The organism is Paenirhodobacter hankyongi (genome assembly GCF_003664585.1).
GTDB classification, from domain to species: domain Bacteria; phylum Pseudomonadota; class Alphaproteobacteria; order Rhodobacterales; family Rhodobacteraceae; genus Rhodobacter; species Rhodobacter hankyongi.
Genome location: NZ_RCHI01000002.1, coordinates 1 through 18,751, shown reverse-complemented (window position 1 = coordinate 18,751; position 18,751 = coordinate 1). Strand labels below are relative to the sequence as shown.

Below are 18,751 nucleotides of genomic sequence, written 5' to 3'. Positions count from 1 at the left end.
GTTGCTCCACGGCGCGGCCGCGGCTACCGTCGGGCTGTTCTTTCCGGGAGTTTTTCGATGCGCCGCCTGTTCCTTGCCACCTGCCTTGCCCTCGCCGTTCCGGCACTTGCCCGGGCGGCCGAGTGCGGCGGCGATTTCGGCGCCTTCGTCGCCGGGCTGAAGGCCGAGATGCGGGCCGAGGGGCTGAGCGCGGCGCAGGCCGACGCCTTCTTCCGCGGCGTGAGCCAGGACGCGCGGGTGCTGCGCGCCGACCGCGGACAGGGCGTTTTCCGAAAGGATTTCCTGGACTTCTCGGCCTCCGTCATCAGCCAGAACCGGCTGACGATCGGGGCCCGGATGGGGACGAAACATGCTGCGGTCTTCGACCGGGCCGAGCGCAGCTTTGGCGTGCCGCGCGGTGTGCTGCTGGCCTTCTGGGGGCTCGAGACCGATTTCGGCGCGGTGCAGGGCGATTTCAGCACCCGCGACGCGCTGGTGACGCTGGCGCATGATTGCCGTCGGCCCGACCTGTTCCGGCCGCAGGTTCTGGCCGCGGCGCGGCTTGCGGCGCGGGGCGATTTCGACCCGGCGCGGACGCGCGGGGCCTGGGCGGGCGAGATCGGCCAGGTGCAGATGCTGCCCGCCGACATCCTGGTGAACGGTGTCGACGGTGACGGTGACGGCCATATCGACCTGAAGGGCTCGGCGCCCGATGCGCTGATGTCTGGGGCGAAGATGATCGCCGGCATGGGCTGGCGTGCGGGCGAGCCCTGGATGCAGGAGATCACCGTGCCCGCCGATCTCGACTGGCGCCAGACCGGGCTGAACCATGCGCTTTCGACCGCCGACTGGGCGCGGATGGGGGTGCGGGCGCGGACCGGGGCGCTCGCCCCGGGGCAGGGCTCGGTGCTCTTGCCGATGGGGCGCAAGGGGCCGGCCTTCATGGTCTATCCGAATTTCCGTGTGCTCTTCGAGTGGAACAAGAGCTTCGTCTATGTCACCTCGGCCGCCTATTTTGCCACGCGCCTCGAGGGCGCGCCGCGGCTTGACCCGCGCGCGCCCGAACCGGGGCTGAGCGCCGATCAGATGAAGGCGCTGCAGGCGAAGCTTGCCGCACGCGGCCATGACGTCGGCAAGATCGACGGCATCCTTGGCGAGAAGACGCGCGAGGCGGTGCAGGCCGAGCAGGCCCGTCTGGGTCTGCCCGCCGATGCCTGGCCGACCGTGGCGCTGCTGGGCCGGCTTTAGTCCTCGCGGAAGGCGCGGTTGAAGTAATCGGCGAAGGGCTTGACCAGATAGTCCAGCGGCGAGCGCTCGCCGGTGCGGATGTAGACCTCGACCGGCATGCCGGGCAGCAGCGTCAGCGCGCCGAGCTTGGCCTGTTCGCCCGGGTGCAGCATCACCTCGGCGCGGTAATAGGAGACATGCGTCGCCTCGTCGGTGATCGCGTCGGCCGAGATCCTGGTGACCTGACCCAAAAGCTGCGGCGTGGTGCGGCTGGCGAAAGCGGAAAAGCGCAGCTGCACCGGCTGGCCGATCGAGATCTCGTCGATATGGATCGGCGAGATCCGCGCGGCGATGACCAGCGGCCGGTCCTGCGGCACGATATAGAGCACCGGCTCGGCCGCGCGGATCACCGCGCGCGGCGTGGTGACGGTCATGCCATAGACCACGCCCGAGACCGGCGCACGCAGGTCGAGCCGCTCGATCTGACCGCTCAGCGAGCGGCGCCGCTCGGCCAGTTCCAGTTCGCGATAGCCGATGTTGCGCAGCTCGGTCTCGGCATCCTCGCGCCGCTGCGAGCTGAGCCGCAGGGTCTCGAGCTCAAGCTCGGTGATCCGGCCTTCGGCCTGGGCGCGCTGCGCGGTCAGCTCGCCGACCTGGCCCGCAAGGTTCGCCGCCTCGCGTTCGAGGGCCAGCACCCGGCTTGATTGCGCGAGCCCCTTCGCCAGCAACCCGCGCTGATCGGTCAGCTCCTGCCCGATCAGGTCCTGCTGGGTGGCAAGCGCGGCAAGCTGCGCATCGATGCCGGCGATCTGCGATTGCGTCTGCTCGCGCCGCTTTCCCACCTGCTCGAGCGACTTCGTCAGCGTGGCAAGCCGCGCATCGAACAGCCGCTGCTGCCCGTCGACGAGCTCGGCCACGTCGGGGTTCGCCTGCGCGGCGGCCAGAAGCTCGGGCGCGAAGCTGATCGCGGAGGCGTCGGCGCGTTCGGCCTCGAGCCGGCCGCGGCGGGCCAGAAGCTCGTAGAACTGGCCCTCGACGATCGCATGTTCCGAGCGCAGCATCTCGCCATCAAGGCGGATCAGCGTGTCGCCGGCCTGCACGTGGTCGCCGTCGTGGACGAGGATCGCGTCGACGACGCCGCCGTCGGGGTGCTGCACCACCTGCCGGCGCTGGTCGACCTCGATCTGGCCGCTCGCGACGACCGCGCCGGCAATCGAGCTGACGGTGCCCCAGATACCAAAGCCGCCGACCAGCACGAACAGCGCCACGAAGCCCGCGATCAGCGAGCGGCGGGCCGAGAGGTGGTGGCCCTTCGGCGGCTCGGGCGGCGGCGGGGCGGCGGGCTCGGCCTTCACCGGATGCGTCGGGATCGCCTTGCGCACCAGCGCCATCGAATCGGGGGTGCCGCCGGTCGGCACCGGGGGTTTCGGGTCGGGGTTCGCGCCGTGGCTCATGCCACACCTCCGGGGCCGGACTTGCGGGTGATTTCGTTCGCGTTCTGCACCATGGCGCGCAGCACCTCCTCGCGCGGGCCGAAGGCGCGGCGCAGCCCGCCCTCGAGCACCAGAAGCGTGTCGCATTCGGCGATGGCGGCGGGGCGGTGGGCCATGATCAGCACCGCGCCGCCGGCGGCCTTCATGCTGCGCACCGCGGTGTTCAGCGCGAGGCTGCCCTCGTTGTCGAGGTTCGAGTTCGGCTCGTCGAGGACCAGCAGCACCGGATGGCCGTAAAGCGCGCGGGCAAGGCCGATGCGCTGGATCTGCCCGCCCGAAAGCCGCCCTCCGGCCTGGTCGACGCGGGTGTCATAGCCCTCGGGCAGATCGAGGATCATCTGATGCGCCGCGGCGCGTTTGGCCGCCTCGACCACCTGCGCGGGGTCGGGGCTTGGCGACAGGCGTGCGATGTTCTCGGCGATGGTGCCGTCGAACAGTGTCACCCGCTGCGGCAGATAGCCGATCAGCCCGCCGAGCACGTCGGGGTCGTATTGCTCGAGCGTGGCGCCATCGAGCCGGATCCAGCCGCCCGCCGGGCGCCACACCCCGCACAGCGCGCGGGCGAGGGTCGACTTGCCGGCGCCCGAGGGGCCGATCACGCCCATGGCCTGCCCGGGCTCGAGCCGGAACGAGACCATGCGCAGCGTCGCGGCGGAATGGCCGGGCGGCACCACGGTGAGGTTGTTCGCCTCGAGCACGGCGCGCGGGCGCGGCAGCGCGGTGCGCGCGGTCTCGGCCGGGACCGAGCTGAGCAGGACCAGCAGCCGGCCCCAGCCCTCGCGGGCGCGCGCGACGACGGACCAGCCGGTCACCGCCTGTTCGACCGGGGCGAGGGCGCGGCCCATCAGGATCGAGCCCGCGATCATCGCCCCCGCGGTCATCTCGCCGCGCAGCACTACGAAGGCGCCAAGCGCCAGCATTGCCGATTGCAGGAAGACGCGGAAGGTGCGGGTGAAGGTGGCAAAGCCGCCGCCGATGTCGGTGGCGCGCAGCGCGGCCTCTTCGGCGCGCGCGCGCGCGGCCTTCCAGCGCAGGAACGAGGCGCGGCGCATGCCGAGCGCCTGCAACAGCTCCGATTCGTCGCGCAGGTGATCGGAGAGCCGGTCCGAGGCGATATGGGCGCCGTTCGCCTGCATCAGCGGCTGCATCGTCATCGCCTGATTGAGCAGCGTCACCGCGACCAGCAGCGCGCCGCCGGCAAGCGCCAGAAACCCGAGCCAGGGATGGAAGAAGAAGATCGCGGCGAAGAAGATCGGCGACCAGGGCAGGTCGAAGAGTGCAAGGAAGACCGGCGCCGCCAGCAGCTTGTGCACCGCATCGAGGTCGCGCAGCGACGAGACCGCCACCGGGTCGTTCGGCGCGACCGCATGACGGCGCAACGCCGCGTCGAAGACCCGGGCCTCGAGCCGGGCCTGGAACTGCGCCCCGACCCGCGCCATCACGCGCGCGCGGACGTAATCGAGCACGCCCATCATCGCGAAGAGGAAGACGACGAGGAGGAAGAGCGCGGTCAGCGTCTCGACCGAACGGGCGCCAAGGACGCGGTCATAGACCTGCAGCATGAACAGCGGCCCGGTCAGCATCAGCAGGTTGACGAAGGCCGAGAACAGCCCGACCGACCAGATCAGCGCATTGCTTTCCGCCCGCGCGCCGCGCAGCTCGGCCCGGCCCTTGGCGAGTTCGTCGCGTTTCATCTGGATCCCCCTCCGGACAGACGGGGTGCCCCCCGAATCGGCGTTTCCTCGCCACAGTTCATCCAAATCGATGCGGGTTTCCCACCCGTGAACAGAAAATGCCGCCGCTGCGCCTTGTCTCTGCGGTGCCGCAACCTTAATCCTTGGACAGAGGTTTACCCTCAAACGCAGCGGGGAGTCACCCCGCTTCGCTGCCGTCAGGGGCGAGGGAAACGGAACGGGAGAACGGGATGGCCAGGGCACTTGGCGGCGCCGCTGTGGTGGTGCTCGCACTTGTCGGCTGCGCAGCGCAGAGCGAGTCGCCGACCGGGATCAACGATCCCTACGAAAAGACCAACCGCCAGGTTCACGCCTTCAACAAGGGCGTCGACGAGGCACTGTTCAAGGCACGCCCGGGCCAGCCGCGCACGGTCGACAACGGCTTCGTGCGCTCGGTCTCGAACGTGGGCTCGAACCTCGGGCTGCCGAGCAAGGTGGTGAACTCGCTGCTGCAGGGGCGCCCCGAACCGGCGGTGAAGAACACCTTCCGCTTCCTGATCAACTCGACGATCGGCGTGGCGGGCATCTTCGACCCGGCAGGCTCGTCCTTCGCCCTTCCCGAGACCGACACCGACTTCGGCGAGACGCTGGCCGTGTGGGGGGTGGGCGAGGGCGCCTATGTCGAGCTGCCGGTCTTCGGCCCCTCGACCGAACGCGATGCCGTCGGCACCGTGGTCGACATGGCGATGAACCCGGTGGGGCAGGTGCTGCAGGGCGCCGATGCCACGGCGGCCAGCTCGGCGCGCGTCGCCGGCAAGGTGGCCGACCGCAAGATCCACGGCGATGTCGTCGAATCCATCCTTTATGACAGTGCGGACAGCTATGCGCAGGCCCGCCTCCTTTATCTGCAGAACCGGCGTTACCAGTTGTCCGGACAGGAGTATAACGATGCTCAGGCATGGGACCCCTATGCTGACCCTTACCAGCAACAGCAATGAGCGCGGCCTGCGCCGGGGCGTCGGGCGCCGCGCCTTCCTGCGCGGCGGCGTTGCGCTGGCGGCCACGGTCGTCGCCCTTCCCGGCGCGGCCTCCGCGCTGAACGACACCCAGGCCCGCGCGCTGATCGGCAAGGCCGTCGACGACGTGAACTCGGCGATCGACTCGGGCAAGACCGGGCCGGAGCTCTATGCGCTGTTCGAGAACCTGTTCGTGAAATACGCGGACGTGCCGACGATCGCGCGTTCGGCGCTTGGCGTTGCCTCGCGTTCGGCGAGCCCGGCGCAGATGGCGGCCTTCACCACCGCTTTCCGCGGCTACATCTCGCGCAAGTACGGCAAGCGCTTCCGCGAGTTCATCGGCGCCCGTTTCGAGGTGGCCGAGGCGCGTCAGGTCAAGACCTTCTACGAAGTGCGGACGGTTGCCTATCTGCGCGGCCAGTCGCCCTTCGAGGTGCTGTGGCAGGTCTCGGACAAGTCCGGCAAGGATCTGTTCTTCAACATCATCATCGAGGGTGTGAACATGCTCGCGGCCGAACGCACCGAGATCGGTGCGATGCTCGATGCGCGGCGCGGCGACCTCGACGCGCTGATTGCCGATCTGAAGACCGCCGGCTGATCCGGGACCGGCCGGCACGGCATTGAAAAAGGCGCGGTCCCGTCGGGGGCCGCGCCTTTCCCTTTCGGGGCTGCCGCACTCAGTAAAGCGAGTGCAGCAGCGATTCGATCTTGTCGCCGAGGGTTTCCTTCTTTTGCGACTCGGGGCGGACAAGCTCGCCATCCACCACCGGCACGCCGCCCTCCGGGATCGGGCCCCCCTCGGTCCAGGGCGCGGGGGTTCCCTGCGCCATGGGCTGGTTGCGCCATTCGGACGGGTCGGCCTTGGGCAGCGGTGTCGAGGGCACGTCGGCCTCGATCCGGGCCATCACCTCGTGCCAGATCTCGGCCGGAAGGCCGCCGCCGGTGACGCCCGAGAGCGGGCGGTTGTCATCGTAGCCCATCCAGACGCCGGTGACGTAATCGGCGGTGAAGCCGATGAACCAGGCGTCGCGTGCCGATTGCGTGGTGCCGGTCTTGCCCGCGACCTCGTGCCCGTCAAGGCGCGCGCGCCGGCTGGTGCCCTGTTCGACGCCCTGGAACATCATCCACATCAGTTCGCGCGCGGCGCGCTCCGAGATCACCCGCTCGCCCATGCCGCCGTCGGCGCCGAAAAGCGGGTCGGCGTCGCCCTTCAGTCGCAGCTCGGTCAGGCCATAGGGTTTCACCGAGGAGCCGCCGTTCAGGATCCCGGCATAGGAGCCGGTCATCTCGAGCAGCGTCGATTCCGACACGCCGAGCACCACCGCCGGCCCCGCCGCGAGGTCCGAGGCAAAGCCGAAGTCGGTCGCAACCTTGCGCACCGCATCGAAGCCCACCGCCTGACCCACGCGCACGGTTGCGGTGTTGATCGATTCGGCGAGCGCCTTCCACAGCGGGATCTCGCCCAGATACTTGTTGGTGTAATTCTTCGGCGACCACGGGCCCGAGCCCTTGACGTTGATCGTCAGCGGGCCGTCGAGAATGGGCGTGTCGGGCGTCCAGCCCATGTCGAGCGCCGCGGCATAGACGAAGGGCTTGAAGGTGGAGCCGGTCTGCCGCTTCGCCTGGGTGGCGCGGTTGAAGGCGCCCGAGACCTTGGTCTGGCGCCCGCCCACCATCGCCCGCACCGCGCCGTCCGAGGACATCACGACGATCGCTGCCTCGGCCGAGGAGCCGTCCTTGACCTTGGTGTCGAAGACCGCGGCGAGGGCCTCCTCGGCCTTGCGCTGCAGGCTCTGGTCGAGCGTGGTGCGGATCACCACGTCCTCGGTGGTGTCCTTCGACAGGAAGTCGGGGATCGTGTCCATCACCCAGTCGGCGAAATAGCCGCCGGCGCGCGCCTGCGCCGCCTCGGAGAGCGTGGCGGGGTTGTCGCGCGCCTGTGCCCAGTCCTGATCATTCAGGAAGCCCTGCTCGTGCATCAGCGCCAGCACCATCCCCGCCCGCTCCTGCGAGCGTTTCAGGTTCGAGGTGGGCGCATAGTAGGAGGGTGCTTTCAGCAGCCCGGCCAGCATCGCCGCCTGCTGCGGGGTCACGTTCGCGGCCGAGGTGCCGAAGTAGCGCTGCGCTGCGGCCTCGAAGCCGCGTGCGCCGGCGCCGAGATAGGCGCGGTTGAGGTAGATCGTCAGGATCTGGTTCTTGGTGTACTTGAACTCCATCGCCAGGGCGAAGGGGATCTCCTTGATCTTGCGCTTGACCCCGCCCGAACGGCAGTCGTCCTCATAGGCGGCCTCGCTCTTCCAGCGCTGCGGGTCATAGGCGACGCCGAGGCAGAGCAGCTTCGCCACCTGCTGGGTGATCGTCGAGCCGCCGTTGCCCTCGAGCGGGCCGCGCCCCTCGCGCAGGTTGATCGCGACCGCCGAGGCGATGCCGCGCGGCGAGACGCCGAAATGCTTGTAGAAGCGCCGGTCCTCGGTGGCGATGATGGCGTTGCGCAGATTGGGCGAGACATTCTCGGCGGTGATCTGACCGCCGAAGGTCTCGCCGCGCCAGGCGAAGACCTCGCCGCCGCGGTCGAGCAGCGTGACCGAGCCGCGATTGCGGCCGTCGAGCAGCGCCGTGTACTCGGGCAGCTGCGAGTAGAAATAGAAGGTCGCAAGCCCGACGATCAGCGCGATCACCGCGCCGACCCGCCAGGCGGTGCCCCAGACCACACGCCAGATGAAATGCGCAAAACCGTAGAGCGCAGTGCGGATCGGCCCGCGCCGGCGCGGCGGCCGGGGCGAGGAAGACCCCGGAGATTTCTGCGAGGGGGCAGGGGTCTGCGCCGCCTTCCGGGGGGCCTTTGCCCCGGTCGGATAACGCCTGTCTGCCACCAGCGGCCCTTGCCGCCCGCCTGTTTCTGCCATCGTTTCTTCCGCTGCCTGCCTTTTTGAGCAGGTTACATGGATGCTTTCGGCTTGTGGAGCAACAAGCTTTCACGATTCGGTTTTTGTGAAGGTGAAATTTTGAGCAGTCTGCCTGTTTTCTGTGACTTTCCTGCATAAAGGGCGGGAGAGACGCGGCGGCCCATACGCGCTCCGCTTGTGTGAAAGAGGGGGAAAAGGCCTTCTGCTGGCGTGCGGTGCCCGTGCTGGCATCGGGGCTGCGGACCATAGGAAGGGAAATCCAGTGAAACTGATCATTGCAGCAGTCAAGCCGTTCAAGCTCGAGGAGGTGCGTGAGGCGCTCACCGCCATCGGCGTGCGCGGCATGATGGTTACGGAAATCAAGGGTTTCGGCGCTCAGTCCGGCCACACCGAGATCTATCGCGGTGCGGAATATGCGGTGAACTTCGTGCCCAAGGTGAAGCTCGAGATCGTGGTCCCCGACAGCCTCGCCGACGAGGTCGTGGATACGATCCTCAAGTCGGCGAAGACCGACAAGATCGGTGACGGCAAGATCTTCGTCCTCGACGTGAACCAGGCGGTTCGCGTGCGCACCGGCGAAGCTGGCGACGACGCGCTGTAAGAAACGCTCAGGGGAAGTGAAACAATGAAAAACCTTACCAAGATTGCGGGTCTCGCCGCGGCGCTCGCTGCCGCAGCCGCCCTGCCGGCCTTCGCGCAGGACGCGGCGGCGGAAGCGGCGCCGGTCATCGACAAGGGCGACGTCGCCTGGATGATGATCTCCTCGGCGCTCGTTCTGTTCATGACGATCCCGGGCCTCGCGCTGTTCTACGGCGGCCTCGTGCGCACCAAGAACATGCTCTCGGTGCTGATGCAGTGCACCATGATCACCGCCGTCGTGATGATCATCTGGATTCTCTACGGCTACTCCTTCGCCTTCGGCGGCGGCACCTCGCCGTTCTGGGGCGGCCTCGGCAAGCTCTTCCTGTCGGGCGTGACGATGGAGTCGACCGCCGCGACCTTCACCGACGGCGTCGTGCTGCCGGAATACGTCTTCATCGCGTTCCAGATGACCTTTGCCGCGATCACCCCGGCGCTGTTCATCGGCGCCTTCGCCGAGCGCATCAAGTTCTCGGCGGTGATCCTGTTCTCGATCCTCTGGGTCACCTTCATCTACTTCCCGATCGCCCACATGGTGTGGGACGCCTCGGGCCTGATCTTCAACATGGGCGCCGTTGACTTCGCCGGCGGCACCGTGGTCCACATCAACGCCGGGATCACCGCGCTCGTCGCCGCGCTCGTCATCGGCCCGCGCATCGGCCTGGGCAAGGACATGATGGCGCCGCACTCGATGACGCTGACCATGACCGGCGCCGCGATGCTGTGGGTTGGCTGGTTCGGCTTCAACGCCGGTTCGAACCTCGAAGCGACCGCCGGCGCGACGCTTGCGATGCTGAACACCTTCGTGTGCACCGCCGCTGCGATCGTCAGCTGGGGCCTCGTCGAGACCCTGACCCGCGGCAAGGCCTCGGGCCTCGGCGCCGCGTCGGGCATGGTTGCCGGCCTCGTCGCCATCACCCCGGCCTGCGGCACCACCGGCCCGGTCGGCGCGATCGTCCTCGGCCTCGCCGTCTCGCCGATCTGCTACTTCTTCGTCACCACGGTGAAGTCGAAGTTCGGCTATGACGACAGCCTCGACGTCTTCGGCGTGCACGGCGTCGGCGGCATCATCGGTGCCATCGCCACCGGCATCCTGATGGCTCCGGGCCTTGGCGGCACGGGCGGCGACGACTTCGCGATGGGCGCCCAGGTGCTCACCCAGATCAAGGCCGTCATCATCACCCTGCTGTGGTCGGGTATCGGCTCGCTGATCCTGCTCTACATCGTCAAGGCGATCACCGGTCTGCGTGTCTCGGTCGACGATGAGCGTCAGGGCCTCGACCTCACCACCCACGGCGAAAGCGCCTATCACTCGTAAGAGCGATGTCCCGCGCGAGCGGGAGGGACGACGGAAACTGGAAAGGCCCGGGGGGGTTCCCCCGGGCCTTTTCCCTTGCGCGGATGCGGGCGCTCAGTCGGCGTGGATCGTCGCCGCCTCGCCCGCCTCGCTCAGCCCCGGGCGGCGCAGCACCAGCACCAGCGGCACCGCGGCAAGGGTCACCCACATCATCGCCTTGAAGTCGTCGACATAGCCCACCATCGCCGCCTGCTGGGTGACGAGCTGGTTGACGATCGTCCAGACCGCGCCGTCACCGTATTTCAGCGTCAGCATCTTCAGCGCGCCGGCCAGCGGCCCGTTCGTCAGCTGGGTGAAATCGGGGTCGAGCGCCGAGACCTTCTGCACCAGTTCGGTGTGGTTGATCTGCGTGTTGCGGGTCAGCAGCAGCGTCACCACCGAGATCCCGATCGACGAGCCGATGTTGCGCACCAGACTGTAAAGCGCCGTCGCGTCGCCGCGGAAGCGCGCCTCGATCGTGGCGAAGGAGACGGTCGAGAGCGGCACGAAGACAAGGCCGAGCCCGAAGCCCTGCACGAGGCCCGAGATCACCACCAGCCGCGCGTCCATCTGCGGGCCGAAGCCGGTCATGATGTCGAGCGAGAGCGCGGTCAGCAAAAGCCCCGTCACCACCAGGAGGCGCGCGTCGATGAAGCGCAGCAGCTTGCCCGCCGCCATCATCATGATCATCGTGCCGACGCCGCGCGGCGCCATCACCATGCCGACGGTGATGACCGGATAGCCGAAGATCCCCGACAGCATCGGCGGCAGCAGCGCCAGCGAGGCGAGCAGGATGATGCCGACGATGAAGATGAACACGAGCCCGGTGGCGAAGTTGCGGTCAAGGAACATCCGCGGGTCGAGGAACGGGTGCTCGGCGCCGATGATCCAGACCACGAAGACCCAGAACCCCGAGATCGCGATGGCGAACTCGATCCAGATCTCGGCCGCGTTGAACCAGTCGACCTCGCCGCCGCGGTCGAGCATCAGCTGCAATGCGCCCACCCCGATGCCAAGCGCGGCAAAGCCGAAGAAGTCGAACTGCCGCAGCCGGCGGCCCATCTCGGGCAGGTAGGCCATGCAGCCCGCCAGCGCCACGGCGCCAAGCGGAACGTTGATGTAGAACACCCACCGCCAGTTGAAGGTGTCGGTCAGATAGCCGCCGAGGGTGGGGCCGATGATCGGGCCGACCATGATCCCCGCGCCCCACATCGCCATCGCCGAGCCGTGCTTTTCCTTCGGGTTGATGTCGAGCAGGAAGGTCTGGCTGAGCGGCACGATCGCGGCGCCGAAGACGCCCTGCGCCATGCGGAACAGCACCATCGTCTCGAGGCTCCAGGCGATGCCGCACAGCATCGAGGTCAGGATGAAGCCCGCGACCGAGGCGACGAAGATCTCCTTGCGGCCGAAGCGCTCCGACATCCAGCCCGACAGCGGCGTGACGATCGCCGCGGCGACGATGTAGGAGGTCAGCACCCAGTTGATCGTGTCCGAGGACGCGCCGAGGTCGGCGCGCATCGAGGGCAGGGCGACGTTCGCGATGGTGGTGTCGAGCACCTGCATGATCGTCGCGAGCATCAGCGAGAGGGTGATCAGCCCGTGGTGCTTGACCTCGCCCGGGGCGGAGACGGCGGCGGCCGACATGACTTACTTCTCCACCGTCGCGCCATGCGCGAAGATCGCGCCGAGACGGGTCTCGGCCTTGGTGTCGACGGTGACCGAGGCGGAGAGGCCCGAGCGCAGCCCGCTCAGGTCCGAGCCCTCCGCCAGACGCAGCCGCACCGGCACGCGCTGCGTGACCTTCACCCAGTTGCCGGTGGCGTTCTGCGCCGGCAGGATCGAGAATTCGGCGCCGGTGCCCGCCCCCACGGATTCGACCGTGGCGGTGTAGTCGCGCCCCGGGAAGGTGTCGAACTCGATGTCGGCGGTCTGGCCCGGGCGCATGCCGCCGATCTGGGTTTCCTTGAAGTTCGCCTCGATCCAGGTGTCGCCGGTCTCGACCAGCGAGAAGAGCGTGGCGCCCGCGGTGACGAACTGGCCGGGCTTGAAGCTGTCGGCCTTGTAGATCACCCCATCGGCGGGCGCCTTCACCGTGGTCAGCGACAGGTTGTAGGCGGCCTTGTCGCGCGCCACGATCGCCGCCTGCACGGCCGGATGATCGTCGGTGGCGATTTCCGGGTCGCTGCCGAGCGCGGCGAGAGCCGCTTCGACGCCCTGTTGCGCGGCGGCGAGCGTCTCGCGGGCGGATTTCGCATTGTGCCGCGCCGCGTCGAGCGCCGATTCCGTGCCCGCCCCGCGACCGGTGATCGCCTGCTGCCGCTTCAGTTCGGATTCGAGATAGTCGAGGTTGTCCTGGGCGACCTTGGCCTGAGCGAGAGAGACGCGATAGGCGGCGCGCAGCTGTTCGATGCCAAGCCGGGCCTGCGACAGCGCGGCCTCGGCTTGCGCGAGGGCGAGCTTGTAGGGCTCGGGATCGACGCGGAACAGGTCCTGCCCGGCCTTCACCTGGGTGCTGTCGCTCACGAAGACCTCGGTCACGCGGCCCGACAGGTCCGAGGCAACCGAGATCCGCGCCTGCCGGACCGCGGCGTTCTCGGTGGTCTCGTAGCGCCCGGCATCGAGCCAGATCCAGGTGCCGCCGATGACCAGCGCCAGCGGCAGCGCGGCCATCAGCCATTTCTTCGGTTTCTTCTGAACGTTCTCAGCGGTCATCTTGCGCCTCGGGGCTGTCGGAAAGGTTGAGGATGATCCGGCGCAGCGCGTCGGTCAGGGTTTCAAGTGCGCCGGGCGGCAAGCCGGCCAGCGCCTGTTCGTAAAGGTCATCGGCGATCTGCTTGGCATTCTCGAAGGCGGCATAGGCCTTGCGCTTCGCGACAACGCGTTTCACCCGGCGGTCGTTCGGGTCGGGTTCGCGTTCGACCCAGCCCGCTTCCTGCATCCGGTCGACGAGGCGCGAGACCGAGATCGGCTCGATTTCGAGGAACTCGGCCAGCCGCGCCTGCGACAGCGGCCCGCGCCGCAGCAAATGCACGAGGACGCGCCATTGCGCGGAGCTGAGGCCAAGCTCGGCGGCGCGCTGCTCGAACCGGCGGCGGATTGCGCGGGTGGCATCGGTCAGCAGGAAGCCGAGGCTTTCATCGGGGACGGGGGAACAGGACATGCGACTCGCCTTCTGGAAGGTGAGCAGAGATATTATAAGCCTGCTTACTAAATCAAGCGAAATGCGCAAAAGAAAAGCGCGGTGGCAGGGCTGCCACCGCGCAGGGGATGTGCGGAAATGCGCGGCTCAGACGCCGGCGGCGATGATCGCGCGGGCCAGAACCGGCACCGATTTCTCGTTCAGCCCGGCGACGTTGAAGCGCGAGTCGCTGACCATGTAGATGCCGTTCTCGGCGCGCATGGTCTCGACCTGTTCGGCCGTCGCGCCAAGGCGCGAGAACATGCCGCGGTGCCGGGCGAGGAAGTCGAAGCGGTCCGAGTTCGACAGCTGGCGCAGTTCGGCCGCAAGCTGCTCGCGCAGGCCCAGCATGCCGTTGCGCACCTCTTCCAGCTCGGCTTCCCATTCGGCGCGCAGCGCCGGATCGGTCAGTACCATCGTCACCAGACGCGCGCCGTGGTCGGGCGCGAAGGAATAGGTCTGCCGGTTCAGATAGGCGAGCGTGCCCTGCGTCGTTTCCTTCGCCGCGGCGTCCGACAGCACCATCAGGCAGCCGGTGCGCTCGCGGTAGATGCCGAAGTTCTTCGAGCAGGAGGCGGCGATCATCACCTCGGGCAGGCGCGACGCGATCAGCCGGGTGCCGGCGGCATCGGCCTCGAGCCCGTCGCCGAAGCCCTGATAGGCGATGTCGACCATCGGGATCGCGCCGGTCTGCTCGAGCAGGTCGGCGACCGCCGCCCATTGCTCGATCGTCAGGTTGGCGCCGGTCGGGTTGTGGCAGCAGCCGTGCAGAAGCACCACGTCGCCCGCCTTCAGCGCGGCAAGGTCGGCCATCATCGCGTCGAAGTCGACGGCGCGGGTCTCGGCGTCGAAATAGCGATAGCTCTTGCGCGGCATGTGCATGAAGTCGAGGATCGACAGGTGGTTCGGCCAGGTCGGGTCCGAGGCCCAGACGGTGCAGTCTGGGTTGGCCATCCGCGCGAGCTCGAAGGCCATGCGCACGGCGCCGGTGCCGCCCACGGTCTGCAGCGCCGAGAGCCGGTCCTTGGGATAGTCGGCGCCCAGCACCAGCCCCGCCATCGCGGCGTGGAAGGCGGGCTCGCCCGCGAGCGCGGTATAGGTCTTGGTGGTCTCGGCGTCCCAGAGCTGCTTTTCGGCGGCCTTGATCGCGCGCATCACCGGGGTGCGGCCGTCCGCGTCCTTGTAGACGCCCACGCCGAGGTCGACCTTGGTGGGCCGGGGGTCGGCGCGGAACATGCCCATGAGGGCCAGGATCTTGTCCTGCGCCTGCGGCTTCAATGCGTTGAACATCATGCTTCTCCGGTTGCGACCTTGAGGTCGTTGTACATGCCCCATTCCGACCACGAGCCGTCATAGACGGACCAGTCGCGGTGGCCGATGCGTTCGAGCGCAAGCGCCAGGATCGAGGCCGAGACGCCCGAGCCGCAGGTGCAGATCACCGGCTTCGTGGTGTCGACCTTCGCCTCGGCGAAGAGCGCGCGCAGCTCGTCGGGGGATTTCAGCCGGCCGTCGGCGGTGACCACCGTCTGCCAGGGCAGGTTCTTCGAGCCCGGGATATGGCCCGAGCGCAGACCCGGCCGCGGTTCGGGCGTGGCGCCGGTGAAGCGGTCATGGGCGCGGGCGTCGACGATCTCCTGATCGCCGAGCTTGGCGGCATGGGCGACCTGGGTGACGTCCTTCACCAGGCTCGCCTGACGCTGCACCGTGATGTGGCGGTCACGCATCAGCGGCGGCAGATCCTCGATCTCGCGGCCCTCGGCGATCCATTTCGGCAGCCCGCCATCCAGCACCGCGATGTCGCTCTTGCCCATCAGGCGGAACAGCCACCACACCCGCGGCGCCGAGAACACGCCGGCCTGGTCATAGACCACCACCTGATGGCCGTCGCCCACGCCCATGGCGCGCATCCGCGAGATGAACTTCTCGACCGGCGGTGCCATGTGCGGCAGCGGCGAGCGGGTGTCCGAGATCTCGTCGATGTCGAAGAACCGCGCGCCGGGGATATGGGCGGCGTCATAGCCCTTGCGGGCGTCGCGGCCGTCGTCGGGCATGAACCAGCTCGCGTCGAGGATGCGCAGGTCGGGGTCCTGCAGGTGGGCTGCCAGCCACTCGGTGGAAACAAGCGTCTTCGGATCGTCCATGGCCATCGCGCCCCTCCGTTTTCTCGGTCTTGTGCTTAGACTCAAGGGGGGCAAGGACGCAAGGCTCAAGGGGCGATCGGCGTCCTCCGGCGCCCGGAAAGCGGGCTCAGCTGTTCTGTTTCAGCAGGCGCTGCTTTTGCCGGTTCCAGTCGCGCTTGGCTTCGGTCTCGCGCTTGTCGGCGACCTTCTTGCCCTTGGCGATGCCGAGCAGCAGCTTCACCCGGCCCTTCTCGTTGAAATACATCTTCAGCGGCACGATGGTCATGCCCTCGCGCCCGATCGCCTGCCACAGCCGGGCGAGCTCGCGCTTCGAGACCAGAAGCTTGCGGCGGCGCCGTTCCTCGTGGCCGAAGACGCCCGCCTCCTTGTAGGCGGCGATGTAGCCGTTGATCAGCCACAGCTCGCCCCCCTCGACCGAGGCATAGCTTTCGGCGATGTTCGACTGCCCGGTGCGCAGCGACTTCACCTCGGAGCCGGTCAGCATGATGCCGGCCTCGAGCGTGTCCTCGACAGCATAATGGTAACGGGCCTGCCGGTTCTCGGCGATCAGCTTGGAGTTGGGGTCGGATTTCTGCGCCATGATCGCACCGAAATAGGCGAGGGGAGGGCATCTGTCCAGTGCGGCGGCGTGCCGCTTGACCGAAGCGGGGGTGCGGATGTAGCGCGAGACCGGGGGAGGACGGCGATGTTCATACAGCTTTTCATCGGCTCGATGATGATGCTTCTGACGGTGGTGATTGCCGCCTTCAGCGCCTGGGGCATGGAATGGGCCTTTGCCCGGTCGCATTTCTGGCTGCTGCGGGAGCCGCACCGGCCCAAGCTGATGCTGGTGGTGGTGATTGCCGCCTTCTGGGCGCTCGCCATGGTCACCGTGGGGGTGTGGCTCTGGGCGCTGTGCTTCCGGGCGCTCGGCATCTTCGTGACGATGGAGGCCGCGGTCTATTTCGCCCTCGTCTCCTATACCACGCTCGGCTACGGCGACATCCTGCTGACCCACGAGTGGCGCATCCTCGGCGGCATGGCGGCGGCGAACGGGCTGCTGAACATCGGCCTGCTCACCGCGCTTCTGGTCGAGGCGCTGCGCCATGTCCGGCTGAGCCAGCTGCAGGCACATCGCGCGCGCGATCTCTAATCGCGGTCACATGTGCGTCAGCCTCGCTGGTTGTCATCCGTCCGCGCGCCATTTGCGCGTAGCATGGGAGAAACAGAGGAGGTGACGATGCGCCGAAACCGCGACACGCAGCCGGGCTGGGCCGAGGTCACGCCGAAGGCCCTGTTCCTGAACCGCCGCGAGATCATCGCGGGGGCGCTCGCCGCCACCGTCGCCGGGCCCGCCGCCGCGCGCATCGCCGCCGCGCCCTCGCCCTATTCGACGGATGCGGCGCCGAACACGCTCGAGGAGATCACCTCCTACAACAATTTCTACGAATTCGGCTGGGACAAGGGCGACCCCAAGGCCCATGCCGGCGCGCTGACCACCGACCCCTGGTCGGTCGAGATCGGCGGTCTGGTCGAGAAGCCCGGCAACTATGATCTCGCCGACGTGCTGAAGACCGCCCCCCCCGAGGAACGGATCTATCGCTTCCGCTGTGTCGAGGCCTGGGCGATGGTGATTCCCTGGATCGGTTTCCCGCTTGCCGCGCTGTTGAACCGGGCCGGGGTGCAGCCCGGGGCGAAATACGTGGCCTTCGAGACGCTCCTGCGCCCGTCCGAGATGCCTGGTCAGCGCGGCCCCGGCATCGACTGGCCCTATGTCGAGGGGCTGCGCCTCGACGAGGCGATGCACCCGCTGACGATCCTGGCCTCGGGCCTTTACGGCGAGGAGCTGCCGAAGCAGAACGGCGCGCCGCTGCGGCTGGTGGTGCCGTGGAAATACGGCTTCAAGTCGATCAAGAGCATCGTCAAGATCACCCTGACCGATCGCGAGCCGCGCACCACCTGGAGGGACCTGCAGCCGCGCGAATACGGCTTCTATGCCAATGTGAACCCGGCGGTCGACCATCCGCGCTGGAGCCAGGCGACCGAGCGCAGGATCGGCGCGGGGCTGTTCGCGGCGCGCCAGCAGACCCTGCCCTTCAACGGCTATGGCGATCAGGTGGCCTCGCTTTATTCCGGCATGGACCTGCGGGCGAACTATTGATGATTGCCCGGCTGAACGCGCTGCTGCGCCGCCTGCCGCCGGGGGCGGTCTATCTGCTCGGCCTTCTGCCGCTTGGCTGGATCGTCTGGCTGACGCTGTCGGGCGGCATCGGTGTCGACCCGGTGAAGGGGATCGAGCACCGGCTGGGCAAGGTCGGGCTGTGGTTCCTGGTGGGCGGGCTGGCGATCACGCCGGCGCTGCGGCTGACGCGGCTGAACCTGATCCGCTATCGGCGCGCGGTGGGGCTGCTGGCCTTCTTCTATATCGCGCTGCATCTGGTTGCCTGGGTCTGGCTCGACATGGGGCTGTTGTGGCGGCAGGCGGCGACGGATCTGCTGAAGCGGCCCTACCTCTTCCTCGGCATCTCGGCCTTCGCGTTGCTGATCCCGCTGGCGCTGACCTCGAACGACGCGTCGGTGCGGCGGTTGCGTGGGGCCTGGCGGCGGCTGCACCGGCTCGTCTATCCGGCGGTTCTGCTCGGGGTGGCGCATTACCTGTGGCAGATGAAGGTGATCTCCCTCGAGGGCTGGGCGTGGTGTGGTGCTTTTGGTGTTCTTCTGGCGGTTCGATTCCCGGGTTTTCGGTGGTCGAGTCGGGGGTGAGCGGTCGGGGCTGCTGGATTTCTTTCGTTTGACGGCCTGTTCGCGCAACGATCTTTCCTGCGGGCGGTTTGCCCGGATTTCGGTTCCGGGCGCCGTTCTGTCTGGGGTCAATGAAAGCAGGGGATTTTGGCTCCTGGGCGAGAAATCGTCGGGAAAAGTGAAAAAGTCTCTTGCGGAGTCGTGAGGTGATCCGTAAATAGCCCCTCACCGAAGCGGAACACACCGCGCCGGTCGCCGGAAGGCGCCGCAAGGCACTGGAAAGCAAGCGAAAATTTGGGAACGGGTTGGCTAGCGGCGCAACGAGATGGTGCGCAACTGGTTGATTTTGTTTCCGTGCTCTTTGACATTGACGGATATCTGAAGAGATATGCGGGCGGTTTGGTCGCAAGCGACGCGGACCGTAGCATATCGCTCACTAGGG

17 protein-coding genes are annotated in these 18,751 nt (G+C 67.8%); 8 read left to right on the top strand and 9 right to left on the bottom strand.

The window, feature by feature from the left end:
* Nucleotides 1–57: 57 nt before the first annotated feature.
* Complete coding sequence (locus tag DYS74_RS02000; RefSeq protein WP_121530493.1) at nucleotides 58–1,227, top strand: lytic murein transglycosylase; 1,170 nt, start codon at nucleotides 58–60, stop codon at nucleotides 1,225–1,227.
* Here the strand turns inward: DYS74_RS02000 and DYS74_RS01995 are convergent.
* Nucleotides 1,224–2,660 carry an HlyD family type I secretion periplasmic adaptor subunit gene (locus DYS74_RS01995; protein WP_245965166.1) on the bottom strand — a complete coding sequence of 479 codons (1,437 nt, stop codon included), beginning with the start codon at nucleotides 2,658–2,660 and terminating at the stop codon, nucleotides 1,224–1,226. The genes DYS74_RS02000 and DYS74_RS01995 overlap by 4 nt on opposite strands.
* Nucleotides 2,657–4,393 (bottom strand): type I secretion system permease/ATPase, encoded by a 1,737-nt coding sequence (locus DYS74_RS01990; RefSeq protein ID WP_121530492.1) that lies wholly within the window; start codon nucleotides 4,391–4,393, stop codon nucleotides 2,657–2,659. Before DYS74_RS01990 ends, DYS74_RS01995 begins: the two co-directional genes overlap by 4 nt.
* Before the next feature lie 230 nt (nucleotides 4,394–4,623).
* Here DYS74_RS01990 and DYS74_RS01985 point away from each other — a divergent pair, with 230 nt between their 5' ends.
* Together DYS74_RS01985 and DYS74_RS01980 are read left to right on the top strand one after the other, a co-directional pair.
* Nucleotides 4,624–5,370, top strand: coding sequence for an MlaA family lipoprotein (locus DYS74_RS01985; protein ID WP_121530491.1), 747 nt, complete (start codon nucleotides 4,624–4,626; stop codon nucleotides 5,368–5,370).
* Nucleotides 5,342–5,986, top strand: a complete 645-nt coding sequence (locus DYS74_RS01980) for an MlaC/ttg2D family ABC transporter substrate-binding protein (protein WP_121530490.1) — start codon at nucleotides 5,342–5,344, stop codon at nucleotides 5,984–5,986. The genes DYS74_RS01985 and DYS74_RS01980 overlap by 29 nt, the downstream gene beginning before the upstream one ends.
* A gap of 79 nt (nucleotides 5,987–6,065) precedes the next feature.
* Here DYS74_RS01980 and DYS74_RS01975 read toward each other — a convergent pair whose 3' ends face one another.
* Nucleotides 6,066–8,294, bottom strand: coding sequence for a transglycosylase domain-containing protein (locus DYS74_RS01975; protein ID WP_121530489.1), 2,229 nt, complete (start codon nucleotides 8,292–8,294; stop codon nucleotides 6,066–6,068).
* A gap of 262 nt (nucleotides 8,295–8,556) precedes the next feature.
* On the opposite strand from DYS74_RS01975, the gene DYS74_RS01970 reads away from it, so the two are divergent.
* The gene (locus DYS74_RS01970) at nucleotides 8,557–8,895 is read left to right on the top strand and encodes a P-II family nitrogen regulator (RefSeq protein WP_113898648.1); all 339 of its coding nucleotides are present in this window, start codon (nucleotides 8,557–8,559) and stop codon (nucleotides 8,893–8,895) included.
* Between the two features lie 24 nt (nucleotides 8,896–8,919).
* Nucleotides 8,920–10,251 (top strand): ammonium transporter, encoded by a 1,332-nt coding sequence (locus DYS74_RS01965; protein WP_121530488.1) that lies wholly within the window; start codon nucleotides 8,920–8,922, stop codon nucleotides 10,249–10,251.
* Between the two features lie 93 nt (nucleotides 10,252–10,344).
* Here DYS74_RS01965 and DYS74_RS01960 read toward each other — a convergent pair whose 3' ends face one another.
* The 6 genes from DYS74_RS01960 to smpB all read right to left on the bottom strand — a co-directional run bounded on the left by DYS74_RS01960 (nucleotide 10,345) and on the right by smpB (nucleotide 16,168).
* Nucleotides 10,345–11,913, bottom strand: coding sequence for a DHA2 family efflux MFS transporter permease subunit (locus tag DYS74_RS01960; protein ID WP_121530487.1), 1,569 nt, complete (start codon nucleotides 11,911–11,913; stop codon nucleotides 10,345–10,347).
* Nucleotides 11,914–11,916: 3 nt separating this feature from the next.
* Nucleotides 11,917–12,981, bottom strand: a complete 1,065-nt coding sequence (locus tag DYS74_RS01955) for an HlyD family secretion protein (protein ID WP_121530486.1) — start codon at nucleotides 12,979–12,981, stop codon at nucleotides 11,917–11,919.
* Nucleotides 12,971–13,429: a MarR family winged helix-turn-helix transcriptional regulator gene (locus tag DYS74_RS01950; protein WP_121530485.1), complete on the bottom strand. Its 459-nt coding sequence runs from the start codon at nucleotides 13,427–13,429 to the stop codon at nucleotides 12,971–12,973. The genes DYS74_RS01955 and DYS74_RS01950 overlap by 11 nt, the downstream gene beginning before the upstream one ends.
* Nucleotides 13,430–13,555: 126 nt before the next feature.
* Nucleotides 13,556–14,737 (bottom strand): amino acid aminotransferase, encoded by a 1,182-nt coding sequence (locus DYS74_RS01945; protein ID WP_121530484.1) that lies wholly within the window; start codon nucleotides 14,735–14,737, stop codon nucleotides 13,556–13,558.
* Entirely contained in the window at nucleotides 14,737–15,594 is an 858-nt protein-coding gene (gene sseA, locus DYS74_RS01940) for a 3-mercaptopyruvate sulfurtransferase (RefSeq protein ID WP_121530483.1), read from the bottom strand. Before sseA ends, DYS74_RS01945 begins: the two co-directional genes overlap by 1 nt.
* Before the next feature lie 100 nt (nucleotides 15,595–15,694).
* Nucleotides 15,695–16,168 carry an SsrA-binding protein SmpB gene (gene smpB / locus DYS74_RS01935; protein WP_121530482.1) on the bottom strand — a complete coding sequence of 158 codons (474 nt, stop codon included), beginning with the start codon at nucleotides 16,166–16,168 and terminating at the stop codon, nucleotides 15,695–15,697.
* A 105-nt stretch (nucleotides 16,169–16,273) separates the two neighbouring features.
* Here smpB and DYS74_RS01930 point away from each other — a divergent pair, with 105 nt between their 5' ends.
* The 3 genes from DYS74_RS01930 (at nucleotide 16,274) to DYS74_RS01920 (ending at nucleotide 18,330) form a co-directional block, all read left to right on the top strand.
* Nucleotides 16,274–16,720, top strand: a complete 447-nt coding sequence (locus tag DYS74_RS01930; protein ID WP_121530481.1) for an ion channel — start codon at nucleotides 16,274–16,276, stop codon at nucleotides 16,718–16,720.
* A gap of 87 nt (nucleotides 16,721–16,807) precedes the next feature.
* Nucleotides 16,808–17,728 (top strand): protein-methionine-sulfoxide reductase catalytic subunit MsrP, encoded by a 921-nt coding sequence (msrP, locus tag DYS74_RS01925; protein ID WP_121530480.1) that lies wholly within the window; start codon nucleotides 16,808–16,810, stop codon nucleotides 17,726–17,728.
* Nucleotides 17,728–18,330, top strand: coding sequence for a protein-methionine-sulfoxide reductase heme-binding subunit MsrQ (locus DYS74_RS01920; RefSeq protein ID WP_121530479.1), 603 nt, complete (start codon nucleotides 17,728–17,730; stop codon nucleotides 18,328–18,330). Before msrP ends, DYS74_RS01920 begins: the two co-directional genes overlap by 1 nt.
* Nucleotides 18,331–18,751 lie beyond the last annotated feature (421 nt).